The organism is Microcoleus sp. Pol12B4 (assembly GCF_036701385.1).
In the GTDB taxonomy this organism is placed as follows: Bacteria; Cyanobacteriota; Cyanobacteriia; order Cyanobacteriales; family Microcoleaceae; genus Microcoleus.
Genome location: NZ_JAUBQR010000048.1, coordinates 16829 through 33321, shown reverse-complemented (window position 1 = coordinate 33321; position 16493 = coordinate 16829). Strand labels below are relative to the sequence as shown.

Genomic DNA, 16493 nt, shown 5'->3' with positions numbered 1-16493 from the left:
TTACTACCGATCGCCTAGAATTGTTAAAACTTTTATCTTCCCAAATTGCTATTTCCATTGAGAATGCTCAACTTTACGATCAATTAGGGGAATACTCGCGAACGCTGGAACGTAAGGTTATAGAAAGAACGCAAGAATTGGAACAGGAAATGGCTGTCAGAATGCAGACAGAAATAGCCTTGGGCAAGTCGGAGGAAAAGTTTTCTAAAGCCTTTCGTTCCAGTCCTAACCCGATCGCGATCGCCCGGTTTGCAGATGGACGCTACATTGAAGTGAACGACAGTTTCCTCAGCACTTTTAATTACTCTCGCGAACAGGTAATTGGTTTGACAGCAATTGATTTGAATCTTTGGCTTAATTTAGAAGAAGGTGACAGATACAAACAGCTATTGCAAGAATCAGGAGTGGTTCGCAATCAGGAATTTGATTGTCGTACTTCTTCAAGCGAGGTGAGGAAGATGCTGGTATCAGCAGATATTATTGAGCTGGGTAGAGAAGCGTGTATTCTCTTAGTCACTAACGACATTACCGATCGTCAAAGGGTAGAAGAAGCGCTCAAAGAAAGCGAGGCTAAATACCGTGACTTAGTGGAAACATCGCAGGATATGATTTGGTCAGTTGATGTTGAAGGGCGTTATACCTTCGTCAACGCTGCCGTCCAACAGATTTTTGGCTACAGCCCTGAAGAAATGATAGGGCGAAAATTCAGTGAGTTTCAGATACCTGAACAACTTCCCAAAGATAACGAGATATTCCAACGTATGTTGAATGGAGAGTCCGTATTTCAGTATGAAACTATACAATTAGCTAAAGACAGCAGACCTATCAATCTCCGGTTTAATTCAATTGTAGTGCGGGATTCCGAGGGAAATATTCTAGGAATAACTGGCACAGCCAGCGATATTACGGAGGACAAAAAAGCAGAGGCAGCCTTACAACAAGCCAAAGAAGTTGCAGATGCGGCTAATAAGGCTAAAAGCGAATTTTTATCAAAAATGAGTCACGAATTGCGAACTCCCCTCAATGCAATTCTCGGCTTTACCCAAGTGCTGGGACGCGACCCATCCCTTTCTCACATACAGCAGGAACAGATCGCCATCATTAGTCGTTCTGGCGAGCATTTGCTGACGCTGATTAATGACGTTCTGGAAATGTCTAAAATTGAGGCAGGTCGGATTACATTAAATCTTACTAGCTTTGACCTGTATCATTTGCTCCATTCTCTCGAAGAAATGCTCAAACTCAAAGCTGATTCTAAAGATTTACAGCTCAGTTGGCACATCAATTCTAATATTCCTCAGTATGTAAAAACTGACGAAAGCAAATTGCGTCAAGTCTTAATTAATTTGCTAGGAAATGCGATCAAGTTTACTACGAAGGGAAGTGTGACACTTCGGGTTGCAGCAATTAGTGAGAAACAAAAGTCCCCAAAAGACAACGAACCACGGACTATTACGTTTGAAGTGGAAGACACGGGTCACGGTATTGCTCCTACTGATGTAGATTCTTTGTTTGAGCCTTTTGTACAAACGGACGCGGGTCGGAAATCTCAAGAAGGAACGGGGTTGGGTTTACCCATCAGCCGACAATTCGTACAACTGATGGGAGGAGACATTACTGTCAGCAGTACCTTGAATCGAGGAACAATTTTTAGTTTTGATATCCAAATTAGCTCCCCTGAGATGGCTAAAGTTCAACCTCGACAATCAAGAAAGCGGGTAATTGGTTTAGAACCCAACCAACCCTCATATCGCATCTTGGTGGTTGATGATAAATGGGAGAGCCGTTTGCTATTGGTTCATCTTCTCCAACCGCTTGGCTTGGAGGTGCGCGAAGCAGTAAATGGTCAAGAAGCTATTAGAATCTGGGAAACTTGGAAACCTCACCTAATTTGGATGGATATGCAAATGCCTGTGATAGACGGGTATGAGGCTACCAGACAAATTAAAGCCAAGATTAAAGATGAGGCTACCCCGATTGTTGCGTTGACCGCTAGCGCTTTTGAGGAAGAGCGAGCCATTGTTTTATCATCAGGCTGTGACGATTTTGTAAGCAAGCCTTTCCAAGAAGAAGTTATTTTTGCCAAAATGGCTGAACATTTAGGGGTACAGTATATCTATGAAGATTTCCCGAATGTTACATTATCTCAGCTTGGGGGTCAAGACTTGAGTGTAAGAGAAGGAGAAAAAACAGAAATTTTAAGGGCAACTTTGACAAAAATGCCTACGGAGTGGTTGAGAAAGTTACATCAAGGATCTATCGATGCTGAGGCCGACCTGATTTTAAGTTTAGTCGCCACAATCCCTGAATCCGATACTTCTTCTGCGGAGGTTCTCACCGATTGGATTCATAATTTTCGATTTGATAAAATTACTGCCTTAACAGAAACAATTATTCCATGAACAGCCAGCAATTAGAATCTCATGTTGCCAATCTTTTAGTGGTTGATGATACCCCTGACAACCTACGTCTTTTATCCACTATGTTGAGCGACAAAGGATATAAAGTTCGGGGCGTAATAAACGGGGAAATGGCATTAAAAGCAGCGCGTTCAACCCCGCCAGATTTGATTTTGCTGGACATCACGATGCCCCAGATGAACGGCTATGAAGTTTGCCAACACCTAAAAGCGGATAGCCGAACTTCGGGTATCCCAGTTATTTTCTTGAGCGCCCTAGATCAAGTATTGGATAAAGTCACAGCCTTTGCTGTGGGAGGAGTAGACTACATCACCAAGCCATTTCATTTAGAAGAAGTTTTAGCTCGTGTCGAAAATCAACTAACTATTCAGCGTTTGCAAAAAAAATTGTACGATCAAAATGCAAGATTGCAGGAGTCCGAGGCTAAAGAGCGGAAGAAATCCCAACAACTAGAGCTGGCTCTACAACAGTTACAAAATGCACAAGCTCAACTTATCCAAAGCGAGAAAATGTCAAGTTTAGGGAATGTCGTAGCAGGGGTAGCTCACGAAATTAACAACCCGATTAGCTTCATTAAAGGGAACCTCTCGCCCGTAAGGGAGTACACTGAAGATTTGCTGAGACTGGTGCAACTCTACACAGAAGATTTTCCCAATCCCACAGCAGCTATCCAGGAACAACTGGAGGCAATCGATTTCGCTTTTCTCAGGAATGACTTGCCGAAGTTAATTGCTTCTATGAGCATAGGAGCTGACCGAATCGGAGAAATAGTGCAATCGTTGCGGAATTTTTCCCGCCTCGATCAAGCTGAGTTGAAGGCGGTGGATATTCATGAAGGAATTGAAAGTACGCTGATGATTTTGCATCATCGGCTGAAAGATGAAGTAGAGCAAAGGATAATTAAAGTGGTAAAAGAGTATGAGGATCTGCCAAAGATAGAATGTTATGCGGGGCAAATGAATCAGGTTTTTATGAACGTCATGAGCAATGCGATTGATGCGTTGCAGTCACAAAAAAGTTGGGAAAAAGAGGCAGATGATAGCAGCCACATCCCTACTATTACTATTTGCACGAGGTTACTCTCCGATTTTCAAGTGGGTATTTATATTACTGATAATGGGCCGGGCATAAAAGAAGAGATTCAACAACGCATTTTTGAACCCTTTTTTACAACGAAGCAAGTGGGCCAAGGAAAGGGTTTGGGGTTATCGATTAGCTATGCTATTATAGTGGGCGAGCACGGCGGGCAACTTCGTTGTGTTTCGATACCGGATCAAGGGGCGACATTCGCCATCGAAATTCCGATTTACCACTCTACAAAACGTTTTTTTGAAGGAGATTTAGGCGGATTATAAGCCACACTAAATTAAAAGTAGTCAAACATGGTGTAAAATCAGGAATCTTGTTTATTTATGAGTCAGTGTATTTGTAATTTTGAGACAAATTTCTATTAATCACAAGTTGATACTCTTAGCCACAGAGTCCGAAATATTTTCCGGCAACGCTCCTTAAACTGCCAACGGTCACCGACTTGTTTTTTTGCGTAGCTTATGCACGCACTCTCCAACCCACAATAATGATGAATTTCCACCCTCATTTTTTTTCGGCAAAAACCCTAGCAGTTGTTTGTGCAATTGCTGCGTTTGTTGTCCTTGCTAGCAAAGTCTTTGCCACAACAATCGGTTATGCACCGCAATTTAAAGAAACCAGCTTTTACAGTACGATGATATCTGCTAATAACGATTTAGCTGACATTTATTATCCTAAACCATCTGATATTAATTCGGGTAATTACTCTTTCCCCATTGTACTTTTATTGCAAGGTGCGCTTGTAGATAAATCATTTTATTCAGATTACGCTAGCCACGTGGCGCGGTACGGCTTTGTGGTAGTCGTTCCGAACCATTTGCGGCCTTCGCCATTTAATCCCACTTTACCGCCTAATTTGGCCTCGGAAACTTCGCAAATTGCGGCGGTTTTGTCGCAAATGGCGATCGAAAACACAAACCCCACATCTCCGATTGCGTCTGTTATCGATACGCAGCGCCTTGGTTTATTGGGTCATTCTTTTGGGGGTGCAGTGGGGTTATCGGTGATTGCTAACAAATGTCTCCCAGAATTGTATTTGTGTCAAGAGCCATTTACGCGCCCGAAAGAACTATTAGCGGGTGCATTTTTTGGAGCTAACTTGCGGAATCCCATTGCTAATGAATTTGTACCCATCGCTAATGATGGCATTGCAGTGGCGTTGATTCAAGGCGAGATCGATGGTGTCGCCCTGCCCGATCGATCTCAAAGCACTTTTGACCAAATTCAAACACCACCCAAAGCTTTGATTACTGTTATGGGTGCAAATCACTTCGGTATTACCGATGTTAATAACCCCGCTGGTGCGATGCCCGATCGCAATACTGCTACCTTAGAGCGAGCCCTGGGTATTGAAACGATCGCCCGTTGGAGCGCCCTGTTTTTGCGGGCAAATATGCTTAAAGATCGATCGGCATTTGATTATATTTACTCTCAAGGTGACGCCCTCGATCCGAATGTCCGCGTTACCACCGTTGCAGTTCCCAAACCATCTTCTAAGTAGCTCCACCTAAAAAATGTCAGATAGATTAAGGCTAATAGATAGTGTGCCTACAGTTTTATTATTGGGCATCACTTCACTGGGGGACTGAGACAACGATGGGCTAACCAACCTTTAACGACATTTACACTCTGCGTTATCAGCTTTGAGAACAGCTATATCTTATAGATTTGGGTACTGGCTGCAAGCCAACAGGGAAGTATTTGCTTCATCTAAAGCCTATTTTAGCTTTATTTGGGCTTAAAAATTCTTTAATTCCATTAAGAATTTTGAGATCACCCTGGTTAATTCGACTGCCAAGGTTAATCTTTGTTTTATTAGGCTGATGGTGAAACTGCTCTCAGCCTCTTAGAGTTCAAATGGGTTCTATAAGCTGTATGAGTCCTACCCCTAAGCTATCGTTTTTGAGCAAGTTTTTTGAATCTTTTTTAAACTCAATGGCTACCTCCTGAGCTTTTTCATTACTCACCAGCTTTGGTTCCTTTAAATTGGTTTTCATGCGATAGTGTACTTGCTTGTGTAATGTTTGATATTTGACTGATACTTGATAGTTCTCTTCTACCCATTGACCAATTTCTTTATATGTCTTAAAATCACATGACTTTTCACTTAATTTTTCTGATATTCCGGCTATTACCGCTGAAGGAATTACTCTTGGTCTACCAGTTGCTTGCCGTATTTCTAACAGTTCTGACAGACCGCCAGCACTATATTGTTTTAACCATCTATGTACAGTAATTCTATGTACACCTAAACGTTCAGCTACATCTGTAAGGCTTTGACTCGCTCCTGTTTTTAACAAATAAAGTGCCTGAATTTTTTGTTTATTAGGTAGAATTCGCTGCTCGGACAGAATTATTTTTAACTCGTCTGCTGTTAAATCAATTCTTTCTTTGTAGTTTACTTTCATAAAGTATTCCTCAAACTTGGTTCTTCATTTTAGCATTTCGTTTGGGGAAATAATTGTATTTACTAAATTTCCCTTTTCAGTAACCTCAGCCTGTCGCTTAAAGACTAGCAACGTAATATCATCAAACACTTTCTGCTTACCGATATGTTGCCGTACATCTACAATCACCGCATCCTTAACTTCTGCTGCAGACTTGTGCCAATTTTGACTAATCACTTCACACAATTGCTTCAGTCCATACTGCTTTTTGGCGATGTTATAGGCTTCTGGAATGCCATCAGTATATAGCACCACGCCATCTCCAGGTTCTAGCTCAATCAGGATGTGACTGATGAAGCCTGCGATATCATCATCTAAAGCGATCGGGAAGCCTAACTCCATCGTGTCGATGCGCTCAACATCTCCATTTTTTCGCACAACTAGCGTTTCTTCATGCTGACCGCTGATACTAATCAGTCCTTCGGAGTAGCTCAAAATCGCCAGTGTCAGACTTTTCTCAGAATTCATGCGCTGTACGTTTTTGTAGAGGGTACGGTTGAGTACATCCAGGAATCGAACGGGGTCTAGTTCACGAATCTCTTGCAGGGTGCGAACTGAGGTTTGCGCCATCAGCATCAGAATGCCGCTTTCCAGGCCATGTCCGGTGACATCACCGATCGCCAGTGTGACAACACCATCGATCTGTAGCACGTCGTAGTAGTCGCCTCCTACTTCATCAGCGGGTTCCATGTATCCGGCGATATCTAGTCCGTCAATTTCCAGTTCATCAGGGTTGGGCAAAATCATTTGCTGGATCTGACGGGCCACATTCACTTCTGCACCTAAGCGGAGGTTGTCTACTTTGAGTTTTTCGTTGAGGGTAATGATTTCCTGATTAGCATTAGCGAGTTCTGCTGTTCGTTCTTGAACTTTGTCTTCGAGGGTTTCAAAGGATTCTTGGAGTTGCCTCGCCATGCTGTTGAACGATCGTGCCAGCAGACCGATTTCGTCTCGCGATCGCATCTTCACACGCATATCTAAGTGACCCGCCGTAAACTGGGCAACCGCTTCGGTGAGGTAAATCAAAGGCTTTGTTAATAGTTGTGCGATCGCCAAAGCGAGGATAGTTACAATTGTGGTGATGATTGCTAATAAAAGAAGTGCATCGCGTATTTGTTTTTCTACAGGTGCTAGGGCAACGGCAATAGGCTGTGCGAAAAGAACTGACCAAGGTTTATATTTCAGGTGGGCGATCGCTAAGAGACTCAACTCATTATTACCCGTAGTTGCCAATCGTGTGGTTAGATAGGGCTGTTTAGTGTCTAATGCTTGCTTGAGGTCGGGCAAATTGATTGCAAGTTCTTTGGTTAGAGTCTTAGGCAAACGTCCTTCGCGTTGCAGTTTCGTTACAACATTGGGTGACAAAGGCACAATCGATTTAAAAAGGAGTTCAGGTGTAGTGCTATGTGCCAGATGGATATAGTGTTCATCTAAAAGAACTGCTAACGATTTCGCACCTGCACGTTCAGTTTCCCTAGTCACCAACTGCTGCACAGATGTGGCATTGTATGTCACCCGCAATACACCCAATATATTTCCTTTCGCATCGCGAACAGGACTGCTAAAGAAGAGCGTCACGAGGTTGGGAATTGTCGGCGATTGCCTAATACTAGAAACAAAAGATAGTTGAGTTTTGAGCGGTTCTTGGAAGTAATCTTGACTGGATTCATCTCGTCCAACATCCGGTGTATTCGTATCTAGTACATTCCGTCCCTTTAAGTTGAGCAAGGCATAGGAGATAATATTAAGCATATCTTTGCGACTGAGCCGGGTTAAGGTTTCAGTCGCTAACATCTCTTGGGGACTACCATTTCGCCGTTCTGGAGGTAGGCCCAGATAGGCGGCCAAACCTGGTAAAATCGCTTCTACGCGCACTGCATTGAGATTCCCATCGATAAACCCATCTATTCTGTAAGCGGTTTCGTTAGCCGCCGCAGATAGGGCTTGTCGTGCGTTGTCGGTCAATGCCTTTTGAGTTGTCTGCTTGTTGATAAATGCTAACAGCAGCAACGGAATTAGAGCAACGAGGAGAAACGACACGATTAACTTTGTACGAATGCTGTTGAAAAATGAGCGCTTCATGGTTTCAGGCTAGGAGGGGGGGTTAAGAAAGAAGAATTGAACAATGTTTCTAGATTGGGAAGGCGCGTCACATTGCCAGCGCGAATAAAAAAGTCCGCATATTTTTTGGCGTTTTTGTAGATATAATTAGGACTGTCTGATTGAAAGAAGTTTTGATTTTCTGCAAAGTCAGTGAGGTCTATTCCGTCGAAAGAGATTTTGTTGCTGGGAATATTCAACACTTTGCTCGCGATCTCGTTTCCTTCGGGAATATTTGTTTCCCAATATGACAAGGCTTGAAGCCAGCCTCGAACAAAGGCGCGAATATCTTCGGGGCGATCGCGTATCACCTCACCCCGAAACGCGACCAAATCCAAAATTAAGCCTGGGGTTTGTTTGCTTGTAAACAAAATTTTTGCGCCTAATTTTAATGATTCAGAAAGATAAGGGTCCCAAGTGTGTCCTGCTTGGATAGCCTTGTTTTGTAGACGATCTGGAACTTCTAAAGCATCGACTTTAACCAGCCTAACATCATCGCTCGTCAGCTTAGAGGTTTTCAACATCTCTGTAACGAAGACTTCGCTAAAGCCGCCTAGATTTGCACCAAGCTTTTTTCCTTTTAAGTTAATAATTGTTTGAATATCCGATTCCGCGACTACCACATCTGCACCTGTCGATTCATCCACAACCATCACAGCTTGTATATCAGGATTTGTGGCACTCAAGATAATCAAATTGCCCAAGGGCAATCCGATCCCATCGTACTTCCCTGCACTGAAATCCGCTTGTTGCATAGAGTAGTCTACATTGCTCAGTTCCACGTCTATCCCTTGCGCTTTGAAGAATCCTTTCTTTTGAGCAATGACGACAGGTATATAGCCAACAAAAGGGACAAAACTTACTTTCAGGGGAGGACGTTTTACTTTTAAAGGTTGCGAAGAATGACAAGCCAACAGCAGGCAGCAGGTAATAATAAAGAGGCTGTTGAAAAATGAGCGCTTCATGGTTTCAGGCTAGGAGGGGGGGTTAAGAAAGAAGAATTGAACAAGGTTTCTAGATTGGGAAGGCGCGTCACATTGCCCGTGCGAATAAAAAAGTCCGCATATTTCGTGGCGGTTTTGGAGATATAATTAGGACTGTCTGATTGAAAGAAGTTTTGATTTTCTGCAAAGTCAGTGAGGTCTATTCCGTCGAAAGAGATTGTCTTGATGGGAATATTGAACGCTTTGCTGAGGATCTCGTTTCCTTCGGGAATATTGGCTTCCCAATATGACAAGCCTTGAAGCCAGCCTCGCACAAAGGCGCGAATATCTTCGGGACGATCGCGTATCACCTCACCCCGGAACGCGACCAAATCCAAAATTAAGCCTGGGGTTTGTTTGCTGGTAAAGAGGATATGCGCGCCTAATTTTAATGCTTCAGAAAGATGCGGTTCCCAAGTGTGGCCTGCTTGGATGGCATTGTTTTGTAAGCGATCTGGAACTTCTAAACCATCAACTTTAACCAGCCTAACATCATCGCTCGTCAGCTTAGAAATTTTCAACATCTCACTAACGAAGACTTCGCTAAAGCCGCCGAGATTTGCACCAAGCTTTTTTCCTTTCAAGTTAAGAATTGTTTGAATGTCAGATTGCGCGACTACCACATCTGCACCTGTCGATTCAGACACAACCATCACAGCTTGCATATCAGGATTTGTGGCACTCAAGATCATAAAATCTCCCAAGGTTAATCCGATCCCATCATACTTCCCTGCACTGAAATCTGCTTGTTGCAATTGTAAGTAGTCTGCATAGCTCAGTTCTACGTCTATCCCTTGCGCTTTGAAAAATCCTTTCTCTTGAGCAATGATGCCAGGTCTATGGCTAACAAAAGAGATACAACTTACTTTCAGGGGAGGACGTTTTACTTTTATAGATTCCGGAGAATGACAAGCCAACAGCAGCCAGCAGGTAATAATAATAAAGATGCTGTTCAAAAACGAGCGCTTCATGGTTTCAGGCTAGGAGGGGGGGTTAAGAAAGAAGAATTGAACAAGGTTTTTAGATTGGGAAGGCGCGTCACATTGCCCGTGCGAATAAAAAAGTCCGCATATTTCTGGGCGGTTTTCGAGATATAATTAGGACTGTCTGATTGAAAAAACTTTTGATTTTCAGCCAGATCCGTGAGGTCGAGTCCCTTGAAAGAGATTGTATTGCTGGGAATATTCAATGCTTTGCTCACGATCGCGTTTCCTTCGGGAATATTTGTTTCCCAATAAGACAAGCCTTGAAGCCAGCCTCGCACAAAGGCGCGAATCTCTTCGGGGCGATCGCGTATCACCTCACCCCGAAACGCGACCAAATCCAAAATTAAGCCTGGGGTTTGTTTGCTGCTAAACAGGATATGTGCGCCTAATTTTAATGCTTCAGAAAGATACGGTTCCCAAGTGTGTCCTGCTTGGATAGCATTGTTTTGTAAGCGATCTGGAACTTCTAAAGCCTCGGCTTTAACCAGGCTAACATCATCGCTCGTCAGTTTAGAGGTTTTCAACATCTCCGTAACGAAAACTTCACTAAAGCTGCCTAGATGTACACCAAGCTTTTTTCCTTTCAAGTTAAGAATTGTTTGAATGTCCGATTGCGCGACTACCACATCTGCACCTGTCGATTCATCCACAACCATTACAGCTTGCATATCAGGATTGGTGGCGCTCAAGATCACCAAATCCCCCAATGTCAATCCGATCGCATCATACTTCCCGGCACTGAAATCCGCGTCTTGCAATTGTGAGTAGTCTAAATAGCTGAGTTCCACCTCTACCCCTTGCGCTTTAAAGAATCCTTTCTCTTGAGCAATGATCAGAGGTGTATAGCCAACAAAAGGAACACAAGATACTTTCAGAGGAGGACGTTTTACTTTTATAGATTCCGAAGAATGACAAGCAAACAGGAGCCAGCAGGTAATAATAAATATACAGATGTAATTGAGTAGTTTAGACATACTATCTAGAGCATTCCTGGTGTAGAAAAGGCGACTCATATTTTCTTGAGTCCGATCGACCTAAGTGCATCCTCCGCAATCGCCGCTAAACCTGTTCCGGTGGTTATATCTATAACAAGCTTGCCCGATCGCACTTTTGCCAATTCTACTAACCGACTTGCAGCCTGTTTGTGAAATTTATTCTCGTAGTCGGGGCGGTTGTTGAAGTCATTGAGAATCTGCTGTTTGTAGGCACTTAGCGAGTCAGTCATGGCGAATTATTGGTTTAACTTTCTACTTTAGCAAAGTCTTTGACCTCAATTAATAAATCAATAATCGGTTCTGCATAAATGCTCGGAATCGCTGTGCTACCGATATGGTGAACGGTGATAGCCTTTTCTCCCATTGCTAATGCAATCTGTTTTGACTGTTTAAGCAAGGTAATTCGCCCTGCTGGAGCATGGTGAACTATTTGTACTTTTCGGAAGTTTTTAAAGTGAGGTAAAGACAGAATTTTCTCCTGTTAGCTAAATATTGTTTGACACGACCGTTACTATTTTATCAGCTCCATCGGCGCACCCGAAAATATAAAATATAAAAGCGAAATAGTTTTTACCAAAACTCAATTTGAATCGGGGTTTTTAAAGTGGCAGCATATTCAGGAACAGGCTTCCCTAGCCTGTTCCACAATAATGATTAGGACTTAAGTATGTGCAAGTTATCGAGCATGGTTTTAGCAGATTCGAGCCAGTCGGGGAACTCGGGTGACATCGCGTATACCCAAACGATCGCGTGTAGGTGCCGCATTTTACGGTACGGTTCCAGGGTGGCAAAGTCGAGCGCATTCGGATAAGTGGCTATCCCCTCATCGTTGAGGTTAATCAAGTCCCAGGCGATCGAACCGGTGCAAGTGTCCTCAAAATCGTTCCACAGCAATCCTTTCGCAGTTGGAATTAAATTTAAGGCATGGGCATCCCCGTGCAGCGGCTGCAACACGCTGACTGAATTGCTTAACTGCCTCAGCAGGCGATCGTAATTTGTTTGCAGCAGCCTCATGTCACTTTCCGGCAGAATATTGCCAAGCTGTTCGAGCCTTTCTAGCCCGCGCGGAATATCGTTGAGGGGCGGCAGCAGCGGCAAATCGCCCGGGTAATCGCGCAGAACCGCGTGCAGTTCAGCTTGCATTCGTCCGACTGTCGCCCCATCGGGCAAAGCATCAGAGATTGGTTCAAAGTAGCGCCAGAAGCTCATCGTCAAACCGTCGTAATGGTGGGGTACCGGGGGTAAAAAATCGCTGGGAGGGACTACAGGAGCGCCTTTGGCAGCCAGAAAGGCGGCGACAGAGAGTTCGCGGGCCAACCAAGACTCGACGGGCGATCGTACTACGGGGGTTAGGGTAGCGATCCGAGCCACAATGGGTGCAGGTTTCAGGTGAACTCGCACGGAATAGGCGTCAGCAAGCACGTGGGGGTCGTTTACGCGAATGCCCGCAGCAGAGGCAACAGACACCGATGCTGCGACGGCGCGGGCTGTAAGTGCGGGGCGATCGAATTCTGTGGATGGCATAAGCGGCACATTAAAACTGGTTCGCAGTTGCCCGCAGCCGGCGAGTCAACGCGCAACTGCGAACCTACTTTTTTGTATTATACTGTAATACACAAGCTCACACTCGCAACGCAGAGAGCACGAGGGAGCTTCCGCGATACAATCTTTGTTTGGTAAAGAATTTTTACGAGTTCTGTGTCCATCACAGGCTTTTCGGTCTGTATTACCCAACCTGCCTGAAAATATGGATTTTGCTACTCTTGCTGCCCAGCTAAATGCTGGAACTATCTTGCCAGAGGGAATTGTCATCATCACCCTCTTGGTGGTTCTCGTCGGCGATTTAATCGTAGGCCGCAGTTCCTCGGGTTGGACTCCCTACGTTGCCGTTGCGGGTTTGTTGGCCGCCGTCGCTGCCTTGTGTTTGCAGTGGGATAACGTTGATACCATCTCGTTTCTAGGCGGTTTTAACAGCGATGCCTTGAGTTTAGTGTTTCGCGGAATTATCGCTTTGAGTACGGCTGTCACTATTTTGATATCCGTCCGCTATGTACTGCAAACGGGTACTGCTTTAGCGGAATTTATCGGCATTTTGCTAACCGCTACTTTGGGGGGAATGTTCCTCAGCGGCGCTGATGAATTGGTGATGATTTTTATTTCGTTGGAAACTCTGAGTATCTCGTCTTATTTACTGACGGGTTACACAAAACGCGACCCGCGTTCCAATGAAGCTGCTTTGAAATATTTGTTAATTGGGTCGTCTTCTTCGGCGGTGTTTCTCTACGGGCTGTCGCTGCTGTACGGCTTGTCTGGCGGCGAAACTAAGCTGAGTGCGATCGCGGCTAACCTTTCTACTGTGAATGAAGGTCAATCTCTCGGTTTGGTGATTGCTTTGGTTTTTGCGATCGCCGGAATCGCCTTCAAAATCTCTGCAGTTCCCTTCCACCAATGGACCCCTGACGTTTACGAAGGTTCTCCTACACCCGTTGTTGCCTTTCTTTCTGTCGGTTCCAAAGCAGCAGGTTTTGCCCTAGCAATCCGCTTGTTAACAACTGCTTTTCCCGCACTTATCGAACAGTGGCAGTTCGTGTTCACGGCCTTAGCCATTCTCAGCATGGTGTTGGGAAATGTGGTTGCCCTCGCCCAAACTAGCATGAAGCGGCTTTTGGCTTATTCGTCGATCGCCCAAGCCGGTTTTGTGATGCTGGGTTTGATTGCAGGAACAGAAGCCGGTTACTCCAGCATGATATTTTATCTGTTGGTTTACCTGTTTATGAACTTGGGTGCTTTCGCCTGCATCATCCTGTTCTCGCTGCGGACTGGAACCGACCAAATTAGCGAATACTCGGGTTTGTACCAAAAAGACCCGCTGTTAACTTTAGCCTTAAGTATTTGCCTGCTTTCTCTCGGTGGAATTCCGCCCCTGGCTGGATTTTTCGGCAAAATCTATCTGTTCTGGGCTGGCTGGCAAGCAGGACTTTACGGCTTAGTTATTCTGGGATTAATTACCAGCGTAGTTTCGATTTACTACTACATCCGCGTTGTCAAGATGATGGTAGTAAAAGAACCTCAAGAAATGTCAGATGCGGTTAAAAATTATCCAGAAGTTCGCTGGAACCTTCAGGGAATGCGGCCTTTGCAAGTCAGCGTTGTACTCACCTTGGTGGCAACAACATTGGCGGGAATTTTGTCTAATCCTTTGTTTAATTTGGCTAATGATGCTATCACCAAAACTCCCATGTTGCAGTCGGCATTGAGTCATGTGCAACCTGTTGTGGGTGCGAAAATTGAGTCGAATTTGGTCTCTCGCCGGGAGTAATTTTTCCTGGTCTTGAAATAGTGGAAAACGCCTGACTCTTTGCAGTTGGGCGTTTCTTTTTTGGTGTGATATACTGTTAATTATGATTTTTAACCGCAGATGTATGCAGATTAACGCAGATAAAAGTTAGTACAGAGGCAACAATGTTAGTACAAAGTAAGGAAAAGTTTTATACTCCAGATGAGTACCGGAAGTTAGAGGAAACTGCTGAGTTTAAAAATGAATACCGCGATGGAGAAATTGTACAAATTACGGGCGGTAGTATTAATCACAGTCAGATAATCGGTAATATTTATGCGTTCTTAAAATATAGTTTGCGGGGAAAGAATGCCAGACCATTTATGAGCGATTTGCGGTTGTCGATTCCTCGGTATCGACGCGGGACTTATCCAGATGTCATGGTAGTTGAAGGAGAATTAGTTTGCACAGAGGGACGGAAAGATGAAATACTCAATCCTGCGCTGATTGTGGAAGTGCTTTCTAAGTCTACCAAGGATTTCGATCGGGAGGATAAGTTTCGGTTTTATAGATCGATCCCTGAATTCCGTGAATATGTGTTAGTTAATCAATCTGAGTTTTTAGTCGCACAATATATTAAAACAGAATCAAATGAATGGTTATTTCGGGAATATGAGGGAGAATCAGCAATAGTTTCCTTCGCTTCAGTGGAAGTGCAAATGTCGATGCTGGATATTTATGAGCTGGTTGTATTTGAAAGCTCGGAAACAGAAGTGCAGCAGTAAAATTCATGCTATGGGGTGATGCAATGTCTAGCTTGGTAACAGTAAAACAATAATAATTTGGTTGGTGGTGAGGACTTTAGTCTTCTAATTTTTATGAGGGAAGATATGAATAACTACCGAATTGTCGAAACTTTTACCGAAAACCAGGTTTCCGACTTGATGGATTTGTATAAAAACGAGTTTTGGAGCGACAAGCGGAGGCGGGAGGATGTTCTGAAAATGCTGGCTTCTACTGATGTTACTATTGGTTTGGTCGATGAGTGCGATCGACTAATTGGCTTTACCCGAGTCATTACCGATTTTGTCTACAGAGCCATGATTTTTGATGTGATTGTCAAGCCGACACACAGAAAATGTGGATTGGGTAAGGTGTTGATGGATGCAGTGTTAAATCATCGCGAACTGCAAGCCGTGGAGAGTTTCGCTCTTAATTGTTTGCCGAACATGATGCCGTTTTACGAGCGTTGGGGTTTCACAGATGATGTAGGCGAAATGAAGTTTATGCGGCGAACAACAGGCTGAACTCAGCTTTTTGAAAGCCCCAATTTTTCTCGAATTACATCTTCTTTGAAACCTACTAAAACAGCCGTTCCATCTTTAACGAAAAGAGGACGTTTCAGCAGCATCGCATCCTTTGCAAAAGCCTCCACCCACTGTTCGCTAGTCCAATTTTTCTTGTCATCGCCCAAAGCGCGGTAAGATTGACCGGAAGTATTTCGCATGGGTTGAAAACCCAAAGCAGCTACCCAGCTTTGGATTGTTTCGCGAGTGGGCGGCTGTTCTTTGGTGTTAATGAACTCGTAATTAACATCGCTATTTTTGAGCCACTGGGAAGCTTTTTTGCAGGTTCCGCAGTTCGGAATTCCGTAAACTTGAATTGACATAATAATGACTACTAACTAATGACTAATTTAGCTTGTTGAACCCATTTTTGTACGCGATCGACTGAAGGAGTCAAGTCATTGCGCTGCATTGTCGCTACGTGCAGCCTTAAAACTTGTTGGTGTAATCTCTCCACGGGCATTTGAGCCAATTGAGCCGGCGAAGCAACCCCGGCGTGAAGTAACAGCCCGCAATACTGACACCCTACACTTGGAATTCGAGCCAAATTTGCCATCGCTACCCATTTATTAACATATTGAATGTTAATCTGTAATTGATTGGCTAGCAACACTTTCGCCGCCTGCGTTTTCGTCCTGCGAATTAGTTGTCCGGTTGTGGTGATGCTGCACTCTTCCAGTTGAGATTGGTTTTCCTTGCTCAATCCTGGTAAGTGTGCGAGCGGCCAATCGCGTACTTGCGTTGAAGTTTGAGGAGCTTTGTGAGAAATTTTCATGTTTTTTCAGTGAACTTTACTTATACTTTAAAGTCTAAAATATCAAACAGTCAATAGAGGCGATCGCTCACCTCA

Annotated in this window: 16 protein-coding genes and 1 pseudogene; 7 read left to right on the top strand and 10 right to left on the bottom strand. The window is 44.1% G+C overall.

Translation table 11 applies throughout. The features are described 5' to 3' along the window. From QUA38_RS09465 to QUA38_RS09450, 4 genes and pseudogenes are all read left to right on the top strand, one after another. Positions 1-2402 (top strand): PAS domain S-box protein (locus tag QUA38_RS09465; protein WP_333161145.1); only part of this gene is annotated, 2402 nt, incomplete at its 5' end. Beyond that, on the top strand, positions 2399-3775 hold the full coding sequence (locus tag QUA38_RS09460) for a response regulator (RefSeq protein ID WP_333161143.1): 1377 nt from the start codon (positions 2399-2401) through the stop codon (positions 3773-3775). The genes QUA38_RS09465 and QUA38_RS09460, both read left to right, overlap by 4 nt. A 221-nt stretch (positions 3776-3996) precedes the next feature. Then, positions 3997-5010: a poly(ethylene terephthalate) hydrolase family protein gene (locus QUA38_RS09455; protein WP_333161141.1), complete on the top strand. Its 1014-nt coding sequence runs from the start codon at positions 3997-3999 to the stop codon at positions 5008-5010. A 42-nt stretch (positions 5011-5052) separates the two neighbouring features. Then, a pseudogene (locus QUA38_RS09450) lies at positions 5053-5251 on the top strand (IS701 family transposase); the annotation flags it as partial. A gap of 111 nt (positions 5252-5362) precedes the next feature. Here QUA38_RS09450 and QUA38_RS09445 read toward each other — a convergent pair. The 8 genes from QUA38_RS09445 to QUA38_RS09410 all read right to left on the bottom strand — a co-directional run bounded on the left by QUA38_RS09445 (position 5363) and on the right by QUA38_RS09410 (position 12544). Beyond that, a complete protein-coding gene (locus tag QUA38_RS09445; protein ID WP_333161139.1) occupies positions 5363-5917 on the bottom strand; it encodes a helix-turn-helix domain-containing protein in 555 nt (184 codons plus the stop codon). 24 nt (positions 5918-5941) lie between these two features. Beyond that, the gene (locus tag QUA38_RS09440) at positions 5942-8038 is read right to left on the bottom strand and encodes a SpoIIE family protein phosphatase (protein ID WP_333161137.1); all 2097 of its coding nucleotides are present in this window, start codon (positions 8036-8038) and stop codon (positions 5942-5944) included. Then, positions 8035-9021: an ABC transporter substrate-binding protein gene (locus QUA38_RS09435; protein ID WP_333161135.1), complete on the bottom strand. Its 987-nt coding sequence runs from the start codon at positions 9019-9021 to the stop codon at positions 8035-8037. The genes QUA38_RS09440 and QUA38_RS09435 overlap by 4 nt, the downstream gene beginning before the upstream one ends. Beyond that, entirely contained in the window at positions 9018-10010 is a 993-nt protein-coding gene (locus QUA38_RS09430; protein WP_333161133.1) for an ABC transporter substrate-binding protein, read from the bottom strand. Before QUA38_RS09430 ends, QUA38_RS09435 begins: the two co-directional genes overlap by 4 nt. Then, the gene (locus QUA38_RS09425) at positions 10007-10999 is read right to left on the bottom strand and encodes an ABC transporter substrate-binding protein (RefSeq protein WP_333161131.1); all 993 of its coding nucleotides are present in this window, start codon (positions 10997-10999) and stop codon (positions 10007-10009) included. The genes QUA38_RS09430 and QUA38_RS09425 overlap by 4 nt, the downstream gene beginning before the upstream one ends. Positions 11000-11034: 35 nt before the next feature. Next, positions 11035-11250 carry a hypothetical protein gene (locus QUA38_RS09420; RefSeq protein ID WP_333161129.1) on the bottom strand — a complete coding sequence of 72 codons (216 nt, stop codon included), beginning with the start codon at positions 11248-11250 and terminating at the stop codon, positions 11035-11037. A gap of 14 nt (positions 11251-11264) precedes the next feature. Beyond that, on the bottom strand, positions 11265-11450 hold the full coding sequence (locus QUA38_RS09415) for a GrpB family protein (RefSeq protein WP_333161147.1): 186 nt from the start codon (positions 11448-11450) through the stop codon (positions 11265-11267). 224 nt (positions 11451-11674) lie between these two features. After that, complete coding sequence (locus tag QUA38_RS09410; RefSeq protein ID WP_333161127.1) at positions 11675-12544, bottom strand: phosphotransferase; 870 nt, start codon at positions 12542-12544, stop codon at positions 11675-11677. A gap of 223 nt (positions 12545-12767) precedes the next feature. On the opposite strand from QUA38_RS09410, the gene QUA38_RS09405 reads away from it, so the two are divergent. The 3 genes from QUA38_RS09405 (at position 12768) to QUA38_RS09395 (ending at position 15604) form a co-directional block, all read left to right on the top strand. Further along, the gene (locus tag QUA38_RS09405; protein ID WP_333161125.1) at positions 12768-14339 is read left to right on the top strand and encodes an NAD(P)H-quinone oxidoreductase subunit N; all 1572 of its coding nucleotides are present in this window, start codon (positions 12768-12770) and stop codon (positions 14337-14339) included. Between the two features lie 143 nt (positions 14340-14482). After that, positions 14483-15082 (top strand): Uma2 family endonuclease, encoded by a 600-nt coding sequence (locus QUA38_RS09400; RefSeq protein WP_333161123.1) that lies wholly within the window; start codon positions 14483-14485, stop codon positions 15080-15082. A 105-nt stretch (positions 15083-15187) separates the two neighbouring features. Further along, positions 15188-15604 carry a GNAT family N-acetyltransferase gene (locus QUA38_RS09395; protein WP_333161121.1) on the top strand — a complete coding sequence of 139 codons (417 nt, stop codon included), beginning with the start codon at positions 15188-15190 and terminating at the stop codon, positions 15602-15604. 2 nt (positions 15605-15606) lie between these two features. Here QUA38_RS09395 and QUA38_RS09390 read toward each other — a convergent pair whose 3' ends face one another. Both QUA38_RS09390 and QUA38_RS09385 read right to left on the bottom strand, forming a co-directional pair. Next, a complete protein-coding gene (locus QUA38_RS09390; RefSeq protein ID WP_333161119.1) occupies positions 15607-15966 on the bottom strand; it encodes a Spx/MgsR family RNA polymerase-binding regulatory protein in 360 nt (119 codons plus the stop codon). Between the two features lie 11 nt (positions 15967-15977). After that, the gene (locus QUA38_RS09385) at positions 15978-16418 is read right to left on the bottom strand and encodes a DUF4332 domain-containing protein (protein WP_333161117.1); all 441 of its coding nucleotides are present in this window, start codon (positions 16416-16418) and stop codon (positions 15978-15980) included. Positions 16419-16493 lie beyond the last annotated feature (75 nt).

Excerpts from the sequence above, each read along its gene's own strand:
- QUA38_RS09460 (WP_333161143.1), top strand. The coding sequence starts at position 2,399 with ATGAACAGCCAGCAATTAGAATCTCATGTTGCCAATCTTTTAGTGGTT.
- QUA38_RS09455 (WP_333161141.1), top strand. The coding sequence starts at position 3,997 with ATGATGAATTTCCACCCTCATTTTTTTTCGGCAAAAACCCTAGCAGTT.
- QUA38_RS09445 (WP_333161139.1), bottom strand. The coding sequence starts at position 5,917 with ATGAAAGTAAACTACAAAGAAAGAATTGATTTAACAGCAGACGAGTTA.
- QUA38_RS09440 (WP_333161137.1), bottom strand. The coding sequence starts at position 8,038 with ATGAAGCGCTCATTTTTCAACAGCATTCGTACAAAGTTAATCGTGTCG.
- QUA38_RS09435 (WP_333161135.1), bottom strand. The coding sequence starts at position 9,021 with ATGAAGCGCTCATTTTTCAACAGCCTCTTTATTATTACCTGCTGCCTG.
- QUA38_RS09430 (WP_333161133.1), bottom strand. The coding sequence starts at position 10,010 with ATGAAGCGCTCGTTTTTGAACAGCATCTTTATTATTATTACCTGCTGG.
- QUA38_RS09425 (WP_333161131.1), bottom strand. The coding sequence starts at position 10,999 with ATGTCTAAACTACTCAATTACATCTGTATATTTATTATTACCTGCTGG.
- QUA38_RS09420 (WP_333161129.1), bottom strand. The coding sequence starts at position 11,250 with ATGACTGACTCGCTAAGTGCCTACAAACAGCAGATTCTCAATGACTTC.
- QUA38_RS09410 (WP_333161127.1), bottom strand. The coding sequence starts at position 12,544 with ATGCCATCCACAGAATTCGATCGCCCCGCACTTACAGCCCGCGCCGTC.
- QUA38_RS09405 (WP_333161125.1), top strand. The coding sequence starts at position 12,768 with ATGGATTTTGCTACTCTTGCTGCCCAGCTAAATGCTGGAACTATCTTG.
- QUA38_RS09400 (WP_333161123.1), top strand. The coding sequence starts at position 14,483 with ATGTTAGTACAAAGTAAGGAAAAGTTTTATACTCCAGATGAGTACCGG.
- QUA38_RS09395 (WP_333161121.1), top strand. The coding sequence starts at position 15,188 with ATGAATAACTACCGAATTGTCGAAACTTTTACCGAAAACCAGGTTTCC.
- QUA38_RS09390 (WP_333161119.1), bottom strand. The coding sequence starts at position 15,966 with ATGTCAATTCAAGTTTACGGAATTCCGAACTGCGGAACCTGCAAAAAA.
- QUA38_RS09385 (WP_333161117.1), bottom strand. The coding sequence starts at position 16,418 with ATGAAAATTTCTCACAAAGCTCCTCAAACTTCAACGCAAGTACGCGAT.